This window comes from Alkalibacterium putridalgicola, assembly GCF_900109825.1.
GTDB lineage: Bacteria > Bacillota > Bacilli > Lactobacillales > Carnobacteriaceae_A > Alkalibacterium > Alkalibacterium putridalgicola.
The window spans coordinates 23,071-41,253 of the sequence record NZ_FOBL01000015.1; the positions used below are offsets into that span (position 1 = coordinate 23,071).

Below are 18,183 nucleotides of genomic sequence, written 5' to 3' on the forward strand. Positions count from 1 at the left end.
TATGAACTCCTCTGTATTTATCTTTCAGGTTGAGAGAAGAACTGGCTTCTTTTAGCAGCTGCTACCGAAATGTTCACAGGAGTTCATAGAAGATCGGCCATCTTTTGGCAACACTTTAGTCTTTTACCATCGAGTTATAAGAAGACACCCCTTCTTTTCATAACTCCGGGCCTTTTTTGATTTGGGATACTAGAAAAAGACCCTTCTTCTAGTAACTCGCTCTTATTTTCTATACTAAGTTCACAGAAGTTACCTCTTCTTCTAGTAACTCGACAGCTTTGGCTGCTTCTGTTCCGATAACATTTATACCCTTCTGCCAGCTTCCTGTCGATAACTAAGTGAGTTAACAAAAGACGACCTTCAGAAATCAAAAAAAAGACCGAATCACATTCACATGTGATTCGACCCTTAGGATTTTAGTTGAAGAAATTTCTGATCGCTTCCCATAACTGACTGAAGAAGTTGCCGATCTGGTCGATCAGACCGCTGTCTTCAGCGTCCTGCCAGACATCTCCGAAACGGTCTCTGATGTTCGTGGACAGATTCTCCAGTTGTTCTCTTACTTGAGCAGAATCGATGGCCCCGGTCTGCTGATAGCGTTCAAAGAAAGCCAGCAGGCGGTCGATCTGTTCCTGACTGATCACGTTCTGCAGATCATTGTTTTCCAGCGCTTCATTGATGATGCGCTCAATATCTTCACGTGTAGCCAGTTCATTCTGCTGTTCGCGGAGGTCGGCCAGCTGCTGTTTGATCTCAACGATCGCCTGATCAAAGCGGGAGGTATCGAATCCTTCTTCCCCGGTGTTCGCCTGAGCGATATCGTTGGTCGTTTCCAGTTCTTCCTGGGCCACTTCCATGCGGTCCTGGTCCAGATCTTCACCGTTCACGTCAAAGGCTTTATAAATGCCGGTCAAAGCACTTTCGCCGGTAACAGGACGGATACTGGCGACCATGATGGTCACATCTTCTACACCTGCTGTGATGGCTGCATTGGCATACTGTTCTTCGGTTATTTCCGTGATATCATCCGGTGTTTCGATCAGGACACTGACGCCGTCGCCTTCATCCTCACGTTGAACCAGAACGGAGGAAATCATGCTGGCCGTGTTGCCAGATCCGGTCCCCAGATAATTCTGCAGATCTTCACCTGTCACATCCACGCCTGCAACGTTTTCTCTGTTATCGATCCCCAATAGATCCGCTGTTTCAGCGATCTGAGCCTCATCCAGCCCGCCGCCATAAACAAAGGTTGGCAGTCCCCAGGCTTCATCCACCACACTTGTATCGATGCCTTCAGAAGCATTGACAGTCGACATCGGAACCACTGACAAGACACTCAATGCGGTAATATAACCAAGTTTTCTTTTCAATTCTTTAATCATCGTTTTCTCTCCTTTAAAATAAATGCATTAGATCAAATGCACATATAGTATACCACCCTCCTTCACTTTTGACTATTCACACTATAAATGATCAACCTATATAATGACTTTAAAACTGAAGAAAATAAGAATCGATCAATAAGCTGATAGGACGATTTAAACTTTTACCATTAAGGGAAAGAAGCATCGACTTTATAGCCGATGCTTCTTCATCAAATATTTTCAGTTTATTAAAGGCCGTTCAGTGCATCTTCAACAGACTTATCTCCTGTGACCAGATCAAATGACTTGTGGTAGGTGTTTTCATTTTCAAGAGATGCAGCCAGGACTTTAGCCACATCGACCCGAGGGATACTGAATACATCTGAATCGGTAATGACATCTTTGGCAAGGACTTTGCCGATCGTTTCTTTGTTTTCAAGCATACCCGGACGCACAATGGTATAATTCAGACTCGAATCCATCAGCCACATGTCCGCAAAGTGCTTCGCTACATAATACGGCTTGAGTTCTTCATTCCATCTGTCCCGATCATCGGCCCCAAAGGCACTGACCATCACAAACCGGTCGATTCCGCTGGCTTTGGTCGCTTCAATGACTTTCACTGCTCCGTCCAGGTCGATCAGCAGAGTCTTATCAGACCCCGTACTGCCGCCTGAACCGGCTGTAAAGACCACAGCATCGATATCAGCCATACGCTCTTTGATTTCATCTACAGAGTCTTCCAGATTGCCTAGTCTTGCTTCGACGTCCTGTTCTTTGAATTTTTCTACCTGTTCTTCTTTTCTGACAAAAGCGACGGGCTTATGTTTACCTTCATCCTTCAACTCATCCACTAAGTGTTGTCCGATCTGACCATTCGCTCCAACAATCAATACATTCATACTATCGCTCCTTCGTTTTTAAACTCTATTATAACCATAACAAAAAAAAGACAGGATAACCAAAAGGACGCTTAGTTCCGGTCACTGTCTTCTCAATAGATTTATTCTTTTTCTACCAGCTGATAAGTCAGACAGGCAAGTTTCTTAGTAGCGGGATCTTCCACGATATGTGCATCGATATCGAATACCGAACGCAGGACTTTATTGGTCATTACATCTCGCGGGGATCCGGCTTTGATGACTTCGCCATCCCGCATCGAGACGATGAAATCCGAAAAGCGGGATGCATGATTCAAATCATGCATCACCATGACGATGGTTTTCCCCTGCTTTTTGTTCAGTCGTTCCAAAACCTGCAGGACATCGAGCTGATGGGCGAGATCCAGATAAGTGGTCGGTTCATCAAGCAGCAGGATGTCTGTATCCTGAGCCAGAGCCATGGCGATCCACACACGCTGACGCTGACCGCCCGATAATGAATGCACAAACCGGTCAGCATACTCGAGCAGATTGGTCTCTCCCAATGCCCAGTGGATCATTTCCCAGTCTTTCGCTGTCAGCTGGCCGAAACCTTTCTGATAAGGTGACCGTCCATATGACACCAGGTCTTTTACCGTGATTTCCTCCGGAGTATGGGGAGACTGTGCAAGAATGGCGATTTTCTTAGCGATGTCTCTGGTCGACTGCTTGTGGATCGCTTTACCGTCAAGGAGGACTGAGCCGTGTGAAGGTTTCAGTATCCGTGCGACAGTTTTCAGCAGCGTCGACTTGCCACAGCCATTTGGACCGATGATACTGGTGATCTGAGATTCAGGGATGGTCAAATCCATCTCTTCTATAACTGGTCGTTTTCCATAGCCGACTGATAAATCCCTTGCTTCAATCCGGGACAAGAAATCCCCTCCTCCTGTTAGTCGTTTGCGATACTGTCTTCAATATGACCGAGGACCTGTTCATTTGCTGTCGGTCCATAATATAACCATGCTGAATCAGAAGCAAAGACATGGACCTGATCATTTTCTACTGCAGGAATATTCTGCCATAAACGGTCCTCAGTCAAAGCTTCTTCACCATTATCAGATATGAAGAATAAACGGTCAACGTCCATCTGGGCCAGTTCTTCTAATGAAACGGCAGCCCAGTCAGCGTCTCCTGATAAATCGGAAACGACTTCAGGGACTTCAAACCCGGCATCACCGTAGAGAACAGCGCCGCTTGAACGTTCAGGATGAACGACGAACAAGCTGGTATCCACCATCCAGACCGCTGCAGCCGATTCACCTTCAGCATTTTCTGAAACGAGATCTCTCGCTTCTGTCGCTTCCTGATCATAAGCGTCAATGACCTCTTCTGCTTTCGTTTCTTCGCCTAAAACTTCGCCGATTTCCGTCAAGGTCCCACGCCAGTCTGTCGGCTGGGATTCAAGAACGTAAGTCGGAGCGATCTGTGCATACTGGCTGACCATATCTTCTTCCGGCTGATCGCGAAGGATCAATAGGTCCGGACTGAATTCAAGCACTGATTCATAAGGAAGATCGTAAGGGATCGTCGGAACATCTCCCAGTTCTTCCTGCAGATAGTTCTGGACCCCTGCACCGTCACTGATCGACCACTGGGCAGCTGGAGTGACATCCAAAGCGACTAAGTAATCTTCCAGATATGACGCAATAATGTTTTCGGGATCTTCAGGGATCTCAACTTCTCTACCCATTCCGTCCTTCAGCGTTACAGGCCCTGTTTCTATTTCCTCTTGAACTGGCTCTTCAGCTGTTTCTTCCGTCTCATCAACAGTATTTTCTTCACCGCAGGCAGTCAATAATAAAGCAAGGGTCAAACCCGTCATTCCTAATTTTTTCATCCTATTTCCTCCGTTAATCTTTAATCGTCATTAATAAGTAAATAAAGTAAGGTGCCCCGAGGACCGAAACGATCAGTCCCACAGGTATTTCAGCAGGCGCAAGCAGTGTGCGTGCCAGGGTATCAGAAACCACCATCAAGATAGCACCGACAACTGCTGTGATTGGAATAAGTCTCAGAAACTTACCTCCGACAAGACGCCGACTTAAATGCGGAGCCACCAGTCCTAAAAAGGCAATGCCTCCCGCGACAGCTACACTGGCCGCGGCCATCGCCACGCCGATAATGAGTAATAAAAATTTCTCTTTTTCCACTCGTGTCCCTAAGCCTAGAGCCATTTCTTCTCCCAGCTGCATCACCGCCAATATTCGTGCCTTGTAAAGAGTCAATGGCAAGAAGATGAGGATCCAAGGTAAAAGACTCCAGACAGACTGCCAGCTAGCATTCCAGATCGATCCCGACAGCCATACGAGAGCCCGGTTGAAGTCACTGTCGCTCATTTTGAGCTGGACTAACAGCAGCAGGGCCGAGAACCCCGCATTCAACCCGATCCCCACCAGGATAAGCCGGACGGGAGTCACGCCGCTTTTCCAGGCCAGGATATATATCATCAGGGCCGCAGTAATGCCGCCTATAAAAGCGACGAAAGGCAGACTGAGTTGCGTACACCAGGGCTGAGAGCCTTCATACAAAGACGTGAGGTACAAAAACATGACAACGAACAGACCGGATCCAGAATGGATACCGATGATCCCCGGATCTGCCAGCTCGTTTTGAGTGATACCCTGAAACACCGCTCCGGCCACACCCATACCGATCCCGACGAGAACGGCTACAAGCAGTCTGGGGATCCGAAACTGAAACAGGAGCAGGGCATGACTGTCTGTCCCTGAACCGATCAGGGTTTTAAAGATGTCAATGAGTGACAAGGTCAGATGACCGGCACCCATACTGACAAAAAACATCACTAGCAGCACCCCGACTAAAAACAGGAACAGTTTTATCGTCCGCTTTGATTGTCTGGTGTACCGACCTGCAGACTTCTGATTCCTCATTTCCATCCTCTCCCTCCTTTACGTGCCAGAAAGAGAAAGAACGGGACGCCGATCAGCGCTGTCAGTGTTCCAACAGGCGTTTCATAGGGAGGGTTGATCACACGGGCACCAATGTCGGCCAGCACAAGCAGGCTGGCTCCGAATAAAGCAGATATCGGAAGGACCCATCGATAATCCAGGCCTACGATTTTTTTCGTCATGTGCGGGATGACCAGACCTATAAAACCGACCGCCCCCGCTATGGAAACAGCTGCCCCCGTCAAGACCAGAACAATGAGTAAAGAAATCAGTTTTATCCATCCGATTCTCAGTCCCAGTCCCCTAGCCATCTCTTCACCCAGCGAGAGGATCGTAAGAGAACGTGAGAGCGTTAATGAAGCAAATAAACCGATGATCCCAATGAGAGCGATCACCGTGACACTTTCGATTCTCACCCCCGCAACTCCACCGGCATACCAGAAACTCATGTCTCTGGCTACATCAAAATGGATCGCGATCATCGTTGACAATGATTGAAGCAGCGCACTGACTGCGGATCCAGCTAAGGCAAGTTTTACAGGCGTCAATCCTCTTTGAGTGAAGAACCCTATAGAAAAAACCATGCCTGCTCCCAATGCTGCTCCCGTAAAGGACCAGAAAATCAGCTGATAATGTGACAGCTGTGGGAACAAGGCAAAGCCAAGCGCGATCATAAAGGCCGACCCAGACGTCACACCCATGATAGAAGGCGACGCAAGTGGATTGAGCGTCAATGCCTGCATGATCACACCCGAAACGGCTAACGACGCTCCAACAACCGCTGCAGCAAGGACTCGAGGAATACGCAGATCAACCAGGATCACATGCGCAGTATCCGTTGCATCAAAGTTCCATATCGCCTCGCCGATCATTTCCCACGTGAGTTCAGCCGCACCGAAGCGCAGAGAGAGAAGCATCAGCAGAAACAGGATCACACCACTCGTGAAGAAGATCCAAGCCGTCGGATGCGAATGACTCAACCGTCTCATTAAACGTTTCTGTATATCTTTATCTGTTAGTTGTTTACGTCTGATTTCATCCATCATTACTCTCTTTCCTCTGTATCAGGATCTGTCCGTCTATACTTCTCTCTCCTCTAGGCCTATATTAAGAGAAGACACAATGTTTTTTCCTTCTTTTGGATCTCAGACAGGCTGTGCTGCAATCAAGACTATCTCGATCGGTTCGGCTTCTTCTGTAACGTACCTTCCTTCATCCTACGGTATACAATCGGAAGCCGTTAAAGATTAAGGTCCGCCACAAGTCGCCTTAACTACTGTGATAATTTTCTCGTTTAATAGAATGCCAGAATCGAAAGGTTTAGCCTGGATAATCATATACTCCATCGCTTTCATAGCAGTAATAGCCGCCTCACTGTCAACGTCCATCTGCATCTTTCTAGCTCTCCTGAATTAATTGAGAATGATTATCACCTTCATATAAGTTATACCATTCACAAAGTCGCTTGTAAAGGCTAGATAAGGAAATGGCAGCGTTATAAAAAAAGACAATGCACTGAGAATAAACTCAGCACATTGTCCTCGAACTAATTAAAACTTAAATTTCTTTATTGTGTAACACTTCTTGTCTTCTGGACTCGATTTCAGCCTGAATCTCTTCCATTTTTGCTTTATCTAAATCATAGAACTTCATTGCAACGAGTGAAGCGATCCATGCAAACATCAGCGTTCCAACGAACAAGAACATTGTGACCCAGAGAATCTCATCTGAATATGGTGTAGTAACATCCGGGAAAATCTGGTCAAAACCGATAAATGCAAGAGTGATTCCGATAACTGTCTGACCAAATGAAGAAATCATTTTGTCAACAAATGAGAAGATGGTCCCCATTACCCCAGGAGCATAACGCCCTGTTCTATATGTCTCATAGTCCGTCACATCTGGTATCATTGGAATGACCAGTCCGCCGGATAAGGTTCTTACACCGTTACCGATGACATATAAACTTAGGAATGCGATCGTCATGAAACCCATATTGCTCATTGAAATTTGTGATGGGTCGCCAAAAACGATCAGCAGGAACATACCGCCATAAGTGATCATTGAAAGCCAGGTAGCGCCTATATATCCTTTTTTGGTTCCAAACTTACCAGCCATACGCGTGCCGAATATAGCGATGATGATATTCGGTATCAATAATATCCCTGAAATCACACCAAACAATCCATAATCTCCAATAATGATACCGAAAAGCATGACCATTACGATCGAGTTACCAGCGATAGTCTGGCCCAGTTTATCTGTAGAAGCAGCCACGATCAGCATTTGAAGCGGGCGATTTCCTTTAAGGATCTGCCACATATCTTTGAGTGTGATTTTTACTGCTTTACCCGTCCCAAAGAATTCTGTACGATCTTTTTCCCATATTCCGATAATGGCAAGAGTCGTCAGTATTCCAGAGATAGCAATAACGGTCAATGTAAACTCTGCAAATAATGCAGCACTGTTGAATGTTCCATATTTTGGAACCAGATAGTTAGCCAGATAAATACCCGCTCCGGCAAACAATAATGACGTCATTGAAATATCAAAGGTAGAAAAGAGCGGTCGCTGTTCGGGATCATTGGTCAGTACGGATTGACCAGACTTAGTTACTGCCGTCTGGAAAGTGTATCCAATAATGTAAAGCAGATATAATAAAATGAAATAGGGCAAGCGTAATGGATCAGGTACCAAATGGTTTGTGAAGAACAGCAGCAGTACCACGACAGTCATTGTCAAATAGCCTGCCAGCATGAAAGGTCTGAATTTTCCGTATTTCCCATCTGTCTTATCGATCCATAATCCAATGATCGGATCGGTGATACCATCGAACATTCGACTTCCGGTAATTAGCGTTGAGACCAGCACTGTTCCGAGCCCCACAACCCCAGTAGCAAAGTAGGCAACGTTCATCATCAGGAACATATAAATATTCGTCGCACTATTATTAGCGGCAAAGAATCCCATCTGCCAGATTTTAGCTCGTCTATAGTTCTTTGGATTAGCTGATTTTGGAAGGATCTTGTCTACCGCTACAGCTTCAGTTGGTTTGTGCGTTGTTTGCATGATATAACACTCCTTTTTTTGTTTTAAAGCCAATAAACACAAAAAATGATTTCTACAACTTATTCGTTATACAAATGTAAAAGCGCTTTCTTTATATTGTATACTAGTATATTAGCATACGATAAAAAGATATGCTAGTGTTTTATTAAGCCTTTTCATTTTGATTTTTATTCCATTTTTATCATTTATTATTGAGATAATGATAATTTAGTATTTTATGTAAAAACGCTTACTTTAGAATAGTGAATTTTGTGACTAATTTGTGACTAATTAGTATATCAGTCATCATAAACCTTGTCATATAAGGGTTATGATGCTATAAACTATCTTGAAATCGGCCGTCCCATCTTAAAAAAATAACTGAACAAGAAATCTGATATACCAGTAAAAAAAGGCCAGCACTGCGATAAGCAGTACTGGCCTTTCATCTCATTAACTGTAATTGGCAATGTAACTTTCAAGTCGACTTCTTGTCGGCAGTCCTTCATTGTCTCCGGAATGCTGAACTTGCAATGAACCGATCGCATTGGCGTAAACAGCTGCCTCCGTCCATGACCGGCCATTCAGATACCCATGAATCACGCCTACAGCGAAGCCGTCTCCGGCTCCGACTGTATCGACGACTTTATCTACTTTGAATCCTTTGACATTCACCGTTTCTTTCCCTTTTTCCGTCACAAAGGCACCATGTGCACCACTTTTTGTAATGACGACTTGGGCTCCCTGGTCCAGATAAAAATGAGCGATTTCCTCGACATCGTCCGACCCCATGAGGATCTTTCCTTCTGCTACACCGGGGAGAACGACATCAGCATAACTGGCCAGTTCGTTGAGAACTGAAATCATCGTTTTTTCTGATTCCCATATCGAAGGACGGATGTTGGGATCAAACGTAATAAACGTTCCGGCTTCCTTAGCTTTTTTCATTAGATAGAATATTGCTTCCCTAACAGAAAAACTCACTGCAGGCGGGATGCCGGTAATATGCAGGAGTTCGATCGATTCGACATCCAGATTCTTGATTTCTTCAACAGATAAAGTTGTAAACGCACTGTAGCGACGATAGTATGCAGTGACTGGATCCCCGTCGCTCACTTTGTTTTTCAGCATAAGTCCTGTTTCATGGTTATCTGAAAAGAGCACACTGCTTGTGTCCATACCTTCATTATTCAAATAATCCAATATATGTTCTCCGATAGGATCTACGCCTAACTTGGTCACATACTTCACCTTGTGATCGAGACGCGACAGCCCTATCCCCACATTAAGTTCAGCACCTGCGACAGATCGGGTAAAGCGTGAAACATCCTTGACTGCTCCATATTCCTGTGCTCTAAACAAACCCATTGGTTCTCCAATTAATACAACGCTAGCCATTTCGCACATCCTATTTTAAATTATTGTATTTATCTACAAATGCCTTGGCATTTTCTGTTGCTTTGCTGTAGTCATTACCTTCTAGACCTTTAGTCAGCGCACTGCCGATACCGACTGCCCATGCACCATTTGCCATCCACTGATCCATATTGTCCAGACTTACACCGCCTGAAGGCATCATTTCCACATGCGGGATCGGACCATGCACATTCTTGATAAACGCAGGGCCTAAGATTCCGCCTGGGAATACTTTGACGACTTCGACGCCTGTAGCCATAGCACTCGCCACTTCTGTCACAGTGCCGCAGCCTGGCAGATAAGGGACTGCATAAGTATTACATACTGTTGAGATTTCAGGTACGAAGTTGGGGCTGACGATGAATTCTGCTCCGGCAATGATAGCCAGACGTGCTGTGATGGCATCCATGACTGTCCCTGCACCGACCACCATATCTGTGTCTGCGTATTTTTTAGCCAGTGTTTTGATCGATTCATCAGCCTGAGGTGTGGTAAACGTCACCTCGATGTTCTTGATGCCGCCTTCGTAGACAGCCTCTGATATTTTCGTTGCATCATCAGCAGACTTTCCGCGGATGACCGCAAATAAGTAGTTTTCTTTTAATTGAGATAAAATCCCTTGTTTTTTAGTCATAATATTCCTCCTATTTTCCATGCACTTGTATACTAGTATAACGCTTTCTCTATATCAGCTCAACAGCTACTTTACATGTCATAGCTGAACTTATCTTCATTCAAGATTTCCTGCGACTGGATATACTCCACGACTTCAAGTAAGATGTCGATCTGTTTCTGAATAGCTGTCCCGATCGTTGTATCTTTGATCAATGTTCTTTCCAGTTTCCCATCGATCACATGTTTCAGACTTGTTTCATCTTTTCCACGTTCAAATAAACCGGAGACAGACTCAAAGGGCTGATGAGTCACGATCTGGAAACCGTAGGAATTGTTCAAGAGCGAATAACCCGCGATCCCCGTAGCCGCCCTGTAGGCTTCATTCATGCCGCCGTCGATGACGATCAGACGTCCGCCGGCTTTGATCGGGCTTTCCCCTTTTTTAACTTTTATGGGGGTATGTCCATTGATTATCCTGGCACTTTTATTTTCCAGTCCAAAGGTACGCAATATTTTTTTCACTGTGTCCTCATTTTCTCTCAGGTCAAAGTAAGCATTCCGCTTTTCCTTATGTGTTTCTTTATCTTTGATATAGTACCGTTCAAACGTTGTCATTTTGTTTCTTCCAAATAACGGAGACTTGTCACCGGCCCAGGCATACCAAAGTACATCGGTAGCATAGTCTTCACTGGAATCCGGAGACTGACTGGCTTTTCTGACGTACATATCGAAGGCATCGAGCATCCCTTTTCCTTGAACCTTCCGGCCTTCTAACTCAACTGACTGGAAATCACCGTTCTCATCCATCGGCAGACAGCCATGAAAAAGTAAATGGCCATTATAAACCAGGTACATGCGGCCTTTTTCAAGCAGAAAGGTCATATACTTACGGATCTTTTCCGACCGCTGAAAACTTTCAATCAGCGTGTCGACAATGTGTTCCTCTTCATAAGATAAGCGGGCCGGATCGTTTTCATCGATTCGATCATAGGGAAAGTCCGTCAGCTCGCAGTCTTTACCATCGATCTCGACCTTTTTATTCACCTTATCCACTTTCCCAAGAAACTGCCGGTTGGCCATCTGAAACTCGGGACGTCTTTCAATGATCTGCTCCTCCAGTTTGAACTGGATCACTGCCAGCGCATGATGGGCTTTCGCCAGCAGCTCTTCACTCTCTTCCTGCAGCAGAGATGAGTTTTTTAATCCTTTAGGTCTGAAGGCTTCTGTTACTTCATAGTTTTCCTCCGCATAGAGAAAAAGTGGCCGCAGATTCAACCCGTACGTTCTCTCGAGTTCAAATAAATAGCCATATCTGGCGGCGATGCGCAGGAGGGTGATCAGGTTCACTTTCGAACCGAAGTGAGCTCCCATCCAAAGCAAATCATGATTCCCCCACTGCAAATCGACGGAATGGTGCTGTATCAGCCTTTCCATCACCTGCTCTTCCCCACTTGAACGGTCAAAAACATCCCCCACCAGATGCAGATGATCAATCACCAGCCGCTGGACGACCTCACTCAGCGCAATGATAAAAGGCTCTGCCTGTTTCAGACTGATCAGACGGTTCAGGATATTCCTGTAATATAAATTCTTTTTTCTTTGAGTTAAGTCTGTATAAAGGAGCTCTTCGATAATGTAGGTATATTTTTGCGGCAGAGCTTTTCTTACTTTCGACCGGGTATACTTGACTGCACAGAAGCCCATGAACTTCACCAGATGAATGATCGTATCTGCATACCAGTCATCGTCTTTTGCAGATTCGAAAGGGTCGTGTTTCAAGGCATATTCCGGGTAACTGATAAGCAGACCGAACCAGTCTTTCTGTTCAGCTGTCCACTCGTCTCCGTAATAGTTCTCCAATTTTTCCCGTACATTCCCCGCTCCGGTACGCAGGATATGTTCGAATGCTGCAGAAGAACCGTGGACATCCGAAAGATACAACTCTGTCCCTTTTGGCAGGTTCTGTATCGCTTCTAAATTGATAAGCTCTGTATAGACCGCTTCCGGTGTCGAATATTTTTCTCTGAGCAAGTTCAAATAGTACTGATCCATCATTATCCTCCCAATTGATACAAGATGTTTTAAAAAAAGACAGCTTCCGGTTTCAGAAAGCTGCCTCATTAAATCCATCTTCATTTTACTCCTAAATCCATACTAAAAGAAGGATTTTCAATGCATTTTTTGCAGCATGAAGATGTAACGTACCTATTAGACGCCTGAATAAGCGTTGAATCCACCATCGATCGGTAAAACGACACCGTTGACAAAGCTGGCTGCATGTTCGTCAGTCAGGAACAACAGACCGCCGATCAGTTCTTCAGCTTCACCAAAGCGTCCCATTGGTGTGTTGTTCAAGATCTTGTTCGCACGAGCCGTTGGTGTGCCGTCTTCGTTGAACAACAAGGCACGGTTCTGGTTGCTCACTAAGAAACCTGGTGCGATCGCGTTGACACGGATACCGACGTGTGAGAAGTGCACAGCCAGCCATTCAGTAAAGTTGGAGATCGCTGCTTTTGCACCTGAATAAGCAGGGATCTTCGTCAGTGGCGTAAAGCCGTTCATGCTTGAAATGTTCAGGATGTTAGCCCCTTTTCTTCCGACCATGTCTTTAGCAAAGACCTGTGTCGGCAACAGGGTTCCCAGGAAGTTCAAGTTGAATACGAATGAAATGCCGTCCTGGTCTAGATCGAAGAACGTCTTCATGTCTTCAAGACCTTCTGTTTCGTGGAATTCGTTGTCTGTCGTTGCTCGAGCATTGTTCCCGCCGGCACCGTTGACAAGGATATCGACTTCGCCTAAGTCTTTGACTACAGCTTCTTTGGCCGCTTCGATGCTTGGTTTTTCTAAAACATTACATTTGTATGCACGAGCTGTTCCACCGGCATTGTTGATTTCGTCAGCGTATCCTTGTGCTGCTTCTTCATTTAAATCAAGAAGCGCTACTTTCGCGCCTGCCTGAGCATACTGCTTGGCGAATTCCGAAACTAAAACGCCGCCTGCCCCTGTCAAAACGACAACTTTACCTTTAAAATCATGTGCGTGTTGCTTTGTCATAATATTTTCCTCCTATGGGTTGGTTTTTTATTTACCTGCTTTTTGTACTGCTTCGTATAAACCGTTCAGATAGGTTGCTCCTAAGGCACGGTCATATAAGCCGTAGCCTGGTTTGCCTGTTTCTCCCCAAATCATGCGGCCGTGGTCCGGACGGATAGATCCTTCAAATCCGTGATCAGACAAAGCTTTAACCACTTCGTACATGTCGATGGATCCCATTTTAGACAAGTGTGCGGATTCTTCGAAAGATTTACCTTCACCTGTCAGCTTGACGTTACGCGCGTGCACAAAGTTCACACGGTCTTTTTCAAGCATGTCTTTCAGCATAGCAACGGCATCATTTTTCGGATCAGATGCATACGAACCGACACAAGCTGTCACACCGTTGTATTTTGAGTCATATAAGTTGATGAAACGGTTCAGAGCTTCTTTATTGGTAATGACACGTGGCAAGCCGAAAATACTGTAAGGAGGATCATCCGGATGGATCGCCATCTTGACGTCAGCTTCTTCTGCAGTCGGCATGATCGCTTTGATGAAGTACTCCAGGTTTTCCCAAAGTTTTTCTGTATCGACTTCTTTATATTCATCCATCAGCTGGTTCATTTCTTCAGCTGTATAACTCTCGTCCCAGCCTGGAAGTGACAACGTGCGCGGATCCATTTTGTTGACTTCTTCTTCGTCAAAGATCAGTGCGTGCGAACCGTCTTCCAGTTCATAGTTCAAGTCAGAACGGGTCCAGTCAAAGACTGGCATGAAGTTGTAACAGACCACAGGAATGCCGGCTTCACCTAAATTACGCAGGGTTTGTTTGTAGTTTTCGATGTATTTATCACGAGATGGTTTGCCCAGTTTGATATCTTCATGAACAGGTACGCTTTCGATGACTGAAAGCTCGAGACCTTTATCTTCGACCTGCTGTTTGAGTTCCTGGATTTTTTCCAGCGGCCAGACTTCGCCGACCGGGATATCGTAAATAGCTGATACGATCCCTTTCATGTTTGGTATTTGACGAATATAGTCTAACGATACGGGGTCAGAAGTCCCGTACCAGCGGAATGACATTTGCATAATTCTTTTCCTCCTAATTTAGTTACCTTCTATTTTATTAATATCTGAAACTTATTTTTTAAAGTACTCAATGGCATTGTTATAAGAGACATTCTCGATCAGTTTCTTGAGCAGGTTCTCATCGTTAGGGAATTTGCCCAGTTCGACTTGTTCGCCGACGAAGTTACATAGAATACGACGGAAGTAGTCGTGTCTTGGATATGAGACGAAACTGCGTGAATCTGTCAGCATCCCGACGAAATGCATCAGGAGACCGTGGTCAGCCAGTGTTTCCATCTGACGGAGCATCCCTTGTTCTGTGTCGTTGAACCACCAGCCGGCACCGAATTGAACTTTGCCTTTGATGCCTTCGTCGTTGCCCTGGAAGTTTGCGACGGTACTGGCCACGATATGGTTGTACATAGGGTTCAGGTTGTAAACGATCGTTTTAGGCAGCGTGCCGTTTTTATGCATGCTGTTCAGAAGATTGTTCAGTGCATAAGCAACATCTGTCTGATCATTGATCGAGTCGAAACCGGCATCCGGTCCGATCGCTTCAAATGATCTCGCATTGTTGTTGCGAATCGCGCCAAAGTGGATCTGCATGATCCAGCCGCGTTTTTCATACATCGCTGAAAGATCTGTCAGCAAACGTGTCAGATACTTGGCTTTTTCTTCTTTTGTGACTTCTTTTTCTGCCAGAGCTTTAACATAGATGGCATCGATCTCTTCATCTGTTGCTTCTGCATAGAGAAGTTCTGTCAGACCGTGGTCTGAAGCCAGTGTGCCGCGCTGATCAAAGTACTCGACGCGCTCTTCAAGCAGGGCTACAAGTTCAGCGTAACTTTCAGCTGTTTTTCCTGTCACATCTTTCAGTTTGTTCAGGAAGTTCGTGAATTTCTCTTCACCGATCGCGAAGGCTTCGTCCGGACGGAATGAAGGTGCTACAGTGACGTCAAAAGAATCGTCCGCTTTGATCTGGTCGTGATATTCAAGAGAGTCTGTCGGATTATCTGTCGTTCCGATGAAAGCAACATTTGAATTTTCGACCAGTTTGCGTGCAGTCAATCCTTCATCGCGCAGTTTCGTGTTGGCACGGTCATAAACGTCTTTCCAGTTTTCGCTGGTCAGGAGATCCTCGATACCGAAATATTTTTTCAGTTCAAGCTGAGTCCAGTGGAACAGAGGATTCCCGATAGCCACTTCAGCCGTCCCGGCCCATGCTTCGAATTTCTCTTCAGGTGAAGCATCGCCTGTTACTTTGTCTTCTGACACACCGTTCGCACGCATGGCACGCCATTTGTAGTGGTCGCCGGCCAGCCATAGTTCCGTCAGGTTTTCAAACTGGTGGTCTTCCGCGATCTGCTTAGGATCCAGGTGACAGTGATAGTCAAAAATCGGCAGGTCTTTTGCATAGTCGTGGTACAAGTGCTTGGCTACATCGTTCTGCAGCATGAAATCGTCATGTATAAAAGTCATGAATTCGTCTCCTTTATTTTTTGCTGATTTTAGTCAATTGTCTGTTCAATCGATTGAGCAGTTTAGGATTCAATGTTTCTTCATCCATAGAGGCCAGCATATCCAGACTCATACCTGACATCATCTCATACATCGGCGAAGCTTCCATATCTCCGAAGAACTTGGACAGCACAGCTTTGATTTCATTGTTTTCCATAAGATCCGAGATCTTGTCTCTTGAGGAATACACATCGTCAGTAATGACGACGTCTTCGTCACTGTCTTCCAGGTCCTCTTCATCCTCAGGCATAGAGAACCAGTTGGATACCAGTCCGCCTTCTTCACTGTCAGGAGCCTTGTAGTATTCTGGCAGTTCGGAAACTTTTTCAAACACACCCTGGTCTGTATAGCCGTCGTCTCCAACGACTTTGACAAAGGTCTCGTCATCATTCAGTGCAACATTTTCAAAGACGACTTTGTGGTCGACCGCTTCTTTTGTTTCGATTTCTTTGCCGTCAACGACCAGCGTGACGGAATCACAGTTCGTATACACTTTGAACGTCGTTTCGTCGCCCACACGTTCGATGTAACGCTTGCCAGTCAGGTGAACGAATTTCTCTGTCGTCCAGTTGGCTTTATACATATAGAACGCATCTTTTTTAAGTTTACGGTCGTAAGTGATCAGGCCTTTGTTGTTTCGGCCTTTCACACCACCTTCGTCACGGATGTTTGCGCCGAAGTCAAACATGTTCCAGACATAAGTGGCCCACAGGTACGGACGCTCTGAATACATTTTCCATACTTTTTCGTGATACAGCGCATGGTATTCTTCAGTGTAATCCTTCACTTTCGGCTCATCGGTGTGATACTCGATGATGCCTTCTGCCCCGTATTCTGAGATACACAGCGGCGTTTCCGGATTCTTCTCGTGGAAGGTATCCATCCAGGGACCGAAGTCTTCCGTTTCACCCATGTACCAGCCGTAATACTTGTTATAGCCCACGACATCAGTCATGTAGTTATAGTCGTCTTCATCATCCACGAACATGACATTTGCCAGTGTCGTCAGACGGCTCGGGTCTTCTTTCTTGGTCAGTTCAGTCAATTTTTTAACAACGTCTCTAACTTCCTGAGACTCGCCGCCGATCTGGATCTCATTCTGTACGCCCCAGAAAATAATGGACGGATGATTGTAATTCTGACGGATCAGCTCTGTCATCTGACTGATCGCATTCGTTCCTTCAAGATCGGTTTTTGACATGCGAGAAATGAATGGGATCTCTGCCCAGACGACCATGCCTTCCTGGTCACAGAGATCGTAGAAGGTCTGGTCATGCTGATAGTGAGCCAAACGAATAGAGGTGGCCCCGACTTCTTTGATCAGTTCCATATCCTCTTTATGCTCTTTTTCTGTGATGGCCCAGCCCATGTCTTTTCTGTCCTGGTGACGCGAAACACCGTTCAGCTGCACACGCTTGCCATTGAGGAAGAAGCCTTTTTGCGGATCGACGTGGAAATAACGCAGACCAAAAGGAATCGTCAGTTCATCGATCGTATCATTGAACTTCTGAACGCTTACCTTAGCTGTATAATGGTACGGATTTTCGATACCGTTCCAAAGCACCGGATCATTCAGTTTGAATGGTACGGTGACTGTCTTCTTACTGTTCGCTTCCATCTGTATATCTTTAGCTCGACTGTTGACGACCCGGCCTTCCTGATCGAGTATGTCGATCCACAAGCGGACTTTTCTGTCTTCTGTCAAGTCATTCGTCAGTCCAGTTTCCACTTCAAAGCTTGCTTCATTATCTGAGACGTCCTGCTGCTTGATGTAGACACCCTGAGAACCATGATCCAGAACATCCACATGCACTGGGTTGGTGAGCACTAAATTCACATCACGGTACAGGCCGCCGTAAAAAGTGAAGTCTGCCATCAGAGGATAAACGTCTTCAAATGCTGAGTTATCCACTTCAACGAGCAGCGTGTTGTCTTCACCGAAAGTAAAGTGTTCAGTCAGATCGAAACGGAAGGTTGAATAGCCGCCGCGGTGTTCCCCTAAGTGATGACCATTGATGTAAACATTCGTTACACTATTCGATCCTTCAAACTCAATAAACACACGCTGGTCTTTCTTTTCTATAGGAAGAGACAAGGTTTTTTCATACCAGCAGGCGCCGCGATAAAAATCAAAACCGTTTGCGCCGTCTACAGCGTTCCATGTGTGCGGCACGGAAACTGCTGTCCACCCAGATGCATTCTCCGGATTATTCGTGTCCACTGATTCTTTTGTAAATTTCCAGTCTTTATTTAATGATAAAATTTGTCGCATTATTTTAGTCCTCC

15 protein-coding genes are annotated in these 18,183 nt (G+C 45.5%); all 15 read right to left on the minus strand.

The window, feature by feature from the left end:
• Positions 1-416: 416 nt before the first annotated feature.
• Positions 417-1,382 carry a DUF1002 domain-containing protein gene (locus BMX84_RS06390; protein WP_091488197.1) on the minus strand — a complete coding sequence of 322 codons (966 nt, stop codon included), beginning with the start codon at positions 1,380-1,382 and terminating at the stop codon, positions 417-419.
• Positions 1,383-1,612: 230 nt separating this feature from the next.
• The gene (locus BMX84_RS06395; RefSeq protein WP_091488199.1) at positions 1,613-2,266 is read right to left on the minus strand and encodes an SDR family oxidoreductase; all 654 of its coding nucleotides are present in this window, start codon (positions 2,264-2,266) and stop codon (positions 1,613-1,615) included.
• A gap of 101 nt (positions 2,267-2,367) precedes the next feature.
• On the minus strand, positions 2,368-3,159 hold the full coding sequence (locus BMX84_RS06400; protein WP_218142343.1) for an ABC transporter ATP-binding protein: 792 nt from the start codon (positions 3,157-3,159) through the stop codon (positions 2,368-2,370).
• A 17-nt stretch (positions 3,160-3,176) separates the two neighbouring features.
• Positions 3,177-4,124, minus strand: coding sequence for an ABC transporter substrate-binding protein (locus tag BMX84_RS06405; RefSeq protein WP_091488202.1), 948 nt, complete (start codon positions 4,122-4,124; stop codon positions 3,177-3,179).
• A gap of 13 nt (positions 4,125-4,137) precedes the next feature.
• Complete coding sequence (locus BMX84_RS06410; RefSeq protein ID WP_218142344.1) at positions 4,138-5,184, minus strand: FecCD family ABC transporter permease; 1,047 nt, start codon at positions 5,182-5,184, stop codon at positions 4,138-4,140.
• Positions 5,175-6,242 (minus strand): FecCD family ABC transporter permease, encoded by a 1,068-nt coding sequence (locus BMX84_RS06415; protein ID WP_091488204.1) that lies wholly within the window; start codon positions 6,240-6,242, stop codon positions 5,175-5,177. Before BMX84_RS06415 ends, BMX84_RS06410 begins: the two co-directional genes overlap by 10 nt.
• 201 nt (positions 6,243-6,443) lie before the next feature.
• Positions 6,444-6,590, minus strand: coding sequence for a hypothetical protein (locus tag BMX84_RS12495; RefSeq protein WP_177165486.1), 147 nt, complete (start codon positions 6,588-6,590; stop codon positions 6,444-6,446).
• Between the two features lie 163 nt (positions 6,591-6,753).
• Entirely contained in the window at positions 6,754-8,265 is a 1,512-nt protein-coding gene (locus BMX84_RS06420; protein WP_091488205.1) for an MFS transporter, read from the minus strand.
• A gap of 432 nt (positions 8,266-8,697) precedes the next feature.
• Positions 8,698-9,642 carry a sugar kinase gene (locus tag BMX84_RS06425; RefSeq protein WP_091488207.1) on the minus strand — a complete coding sequence of 315 codons (945 nt, stop codon included), beginning with the start codon at positions 9,640-9,642 and terminating at the stop codon, positions 8,698-8,700.
• Positions 9,643-9,652: 10 nt separating this feature from the next.
• Positions 9,653-10,294 carry a bifunctional 2-keto-4-hydroxyglutarate aldolase/2-keto-3-deoxy-6-phosphogluconate aldolase gene (locus BMX84_RS06430; RefSeq protein ID WP_091488208.1) on the minus strand — a complete coding sequence of 214 codons (642 nt, stop codon included), beginning with the start codon at positions 10,292-10,294 and terminating at the stop codon, positions 9,653-9,655.
• 71 nt (positions 10,295-10,365) lie between these two features.
• On the minus strand, positions 10,366-12,327 hold the full coding sequence (locus BMX84_RS06435; protein ID WP_091488210.1) for a fructose-1,6-bisphosphatase: 1,962 nt from the start codon (positions 12,325-12,327) through the stop codon (positions 10,366-10,368).
• 156 nt (positions 12,328-12,483) lie between these two features.
• Positions 12,484-13,329, minus strand: coding sequence for an SDR family oxidoreductase (locus tag BMX84_RS06440; RefSeq protein WP_091488213.1), 846 nt, complete (start codon positions 13,327-13,329; stop codon positions 12,484-12,486).
• 27 nt (positions 13,330-13,356) lie between these two features.
• Positions 13,357-14,400, minus strand: coding sequence for a mannonate dehydratase (gene uxuA, locus BMX84_RS06445; RefSeq protein WP_091488214.1), 1,044 nt, complete (start codon positions 14,398-14,400; stop codon positions 13,357-13,359).
• A 51-nt stretch (positions 14,401-14,451) separates the two neighbouring features.
• On the minus strand, positions 14,452-15,858 hold the full coding sequence (gene uxaC, locus BMX84_RS06450) for a glucuronate isomerase (RefSeq protein ID WP_091488216.1): 1,407 nt from the start codon (positions 15,856-15,858) through the stop codon (positions 14,452-14,454).
• A 13-nt stretch (positions 15,859-15,871) separates the two neighbouring features.
• Positions 15,872-18,169 (minus strand): glycoside hydrolase family 2 protein, encoded by a 2,298-nt coding sequence (locus BMX84_RS06455; protein WP_091488218.1) that lies wholly within the window; start codon positions 18,167-18,169, stop codon positions 15,872-15,874.
• Positions 18,170-18,183: the final 14 nt, after the last annotated feature.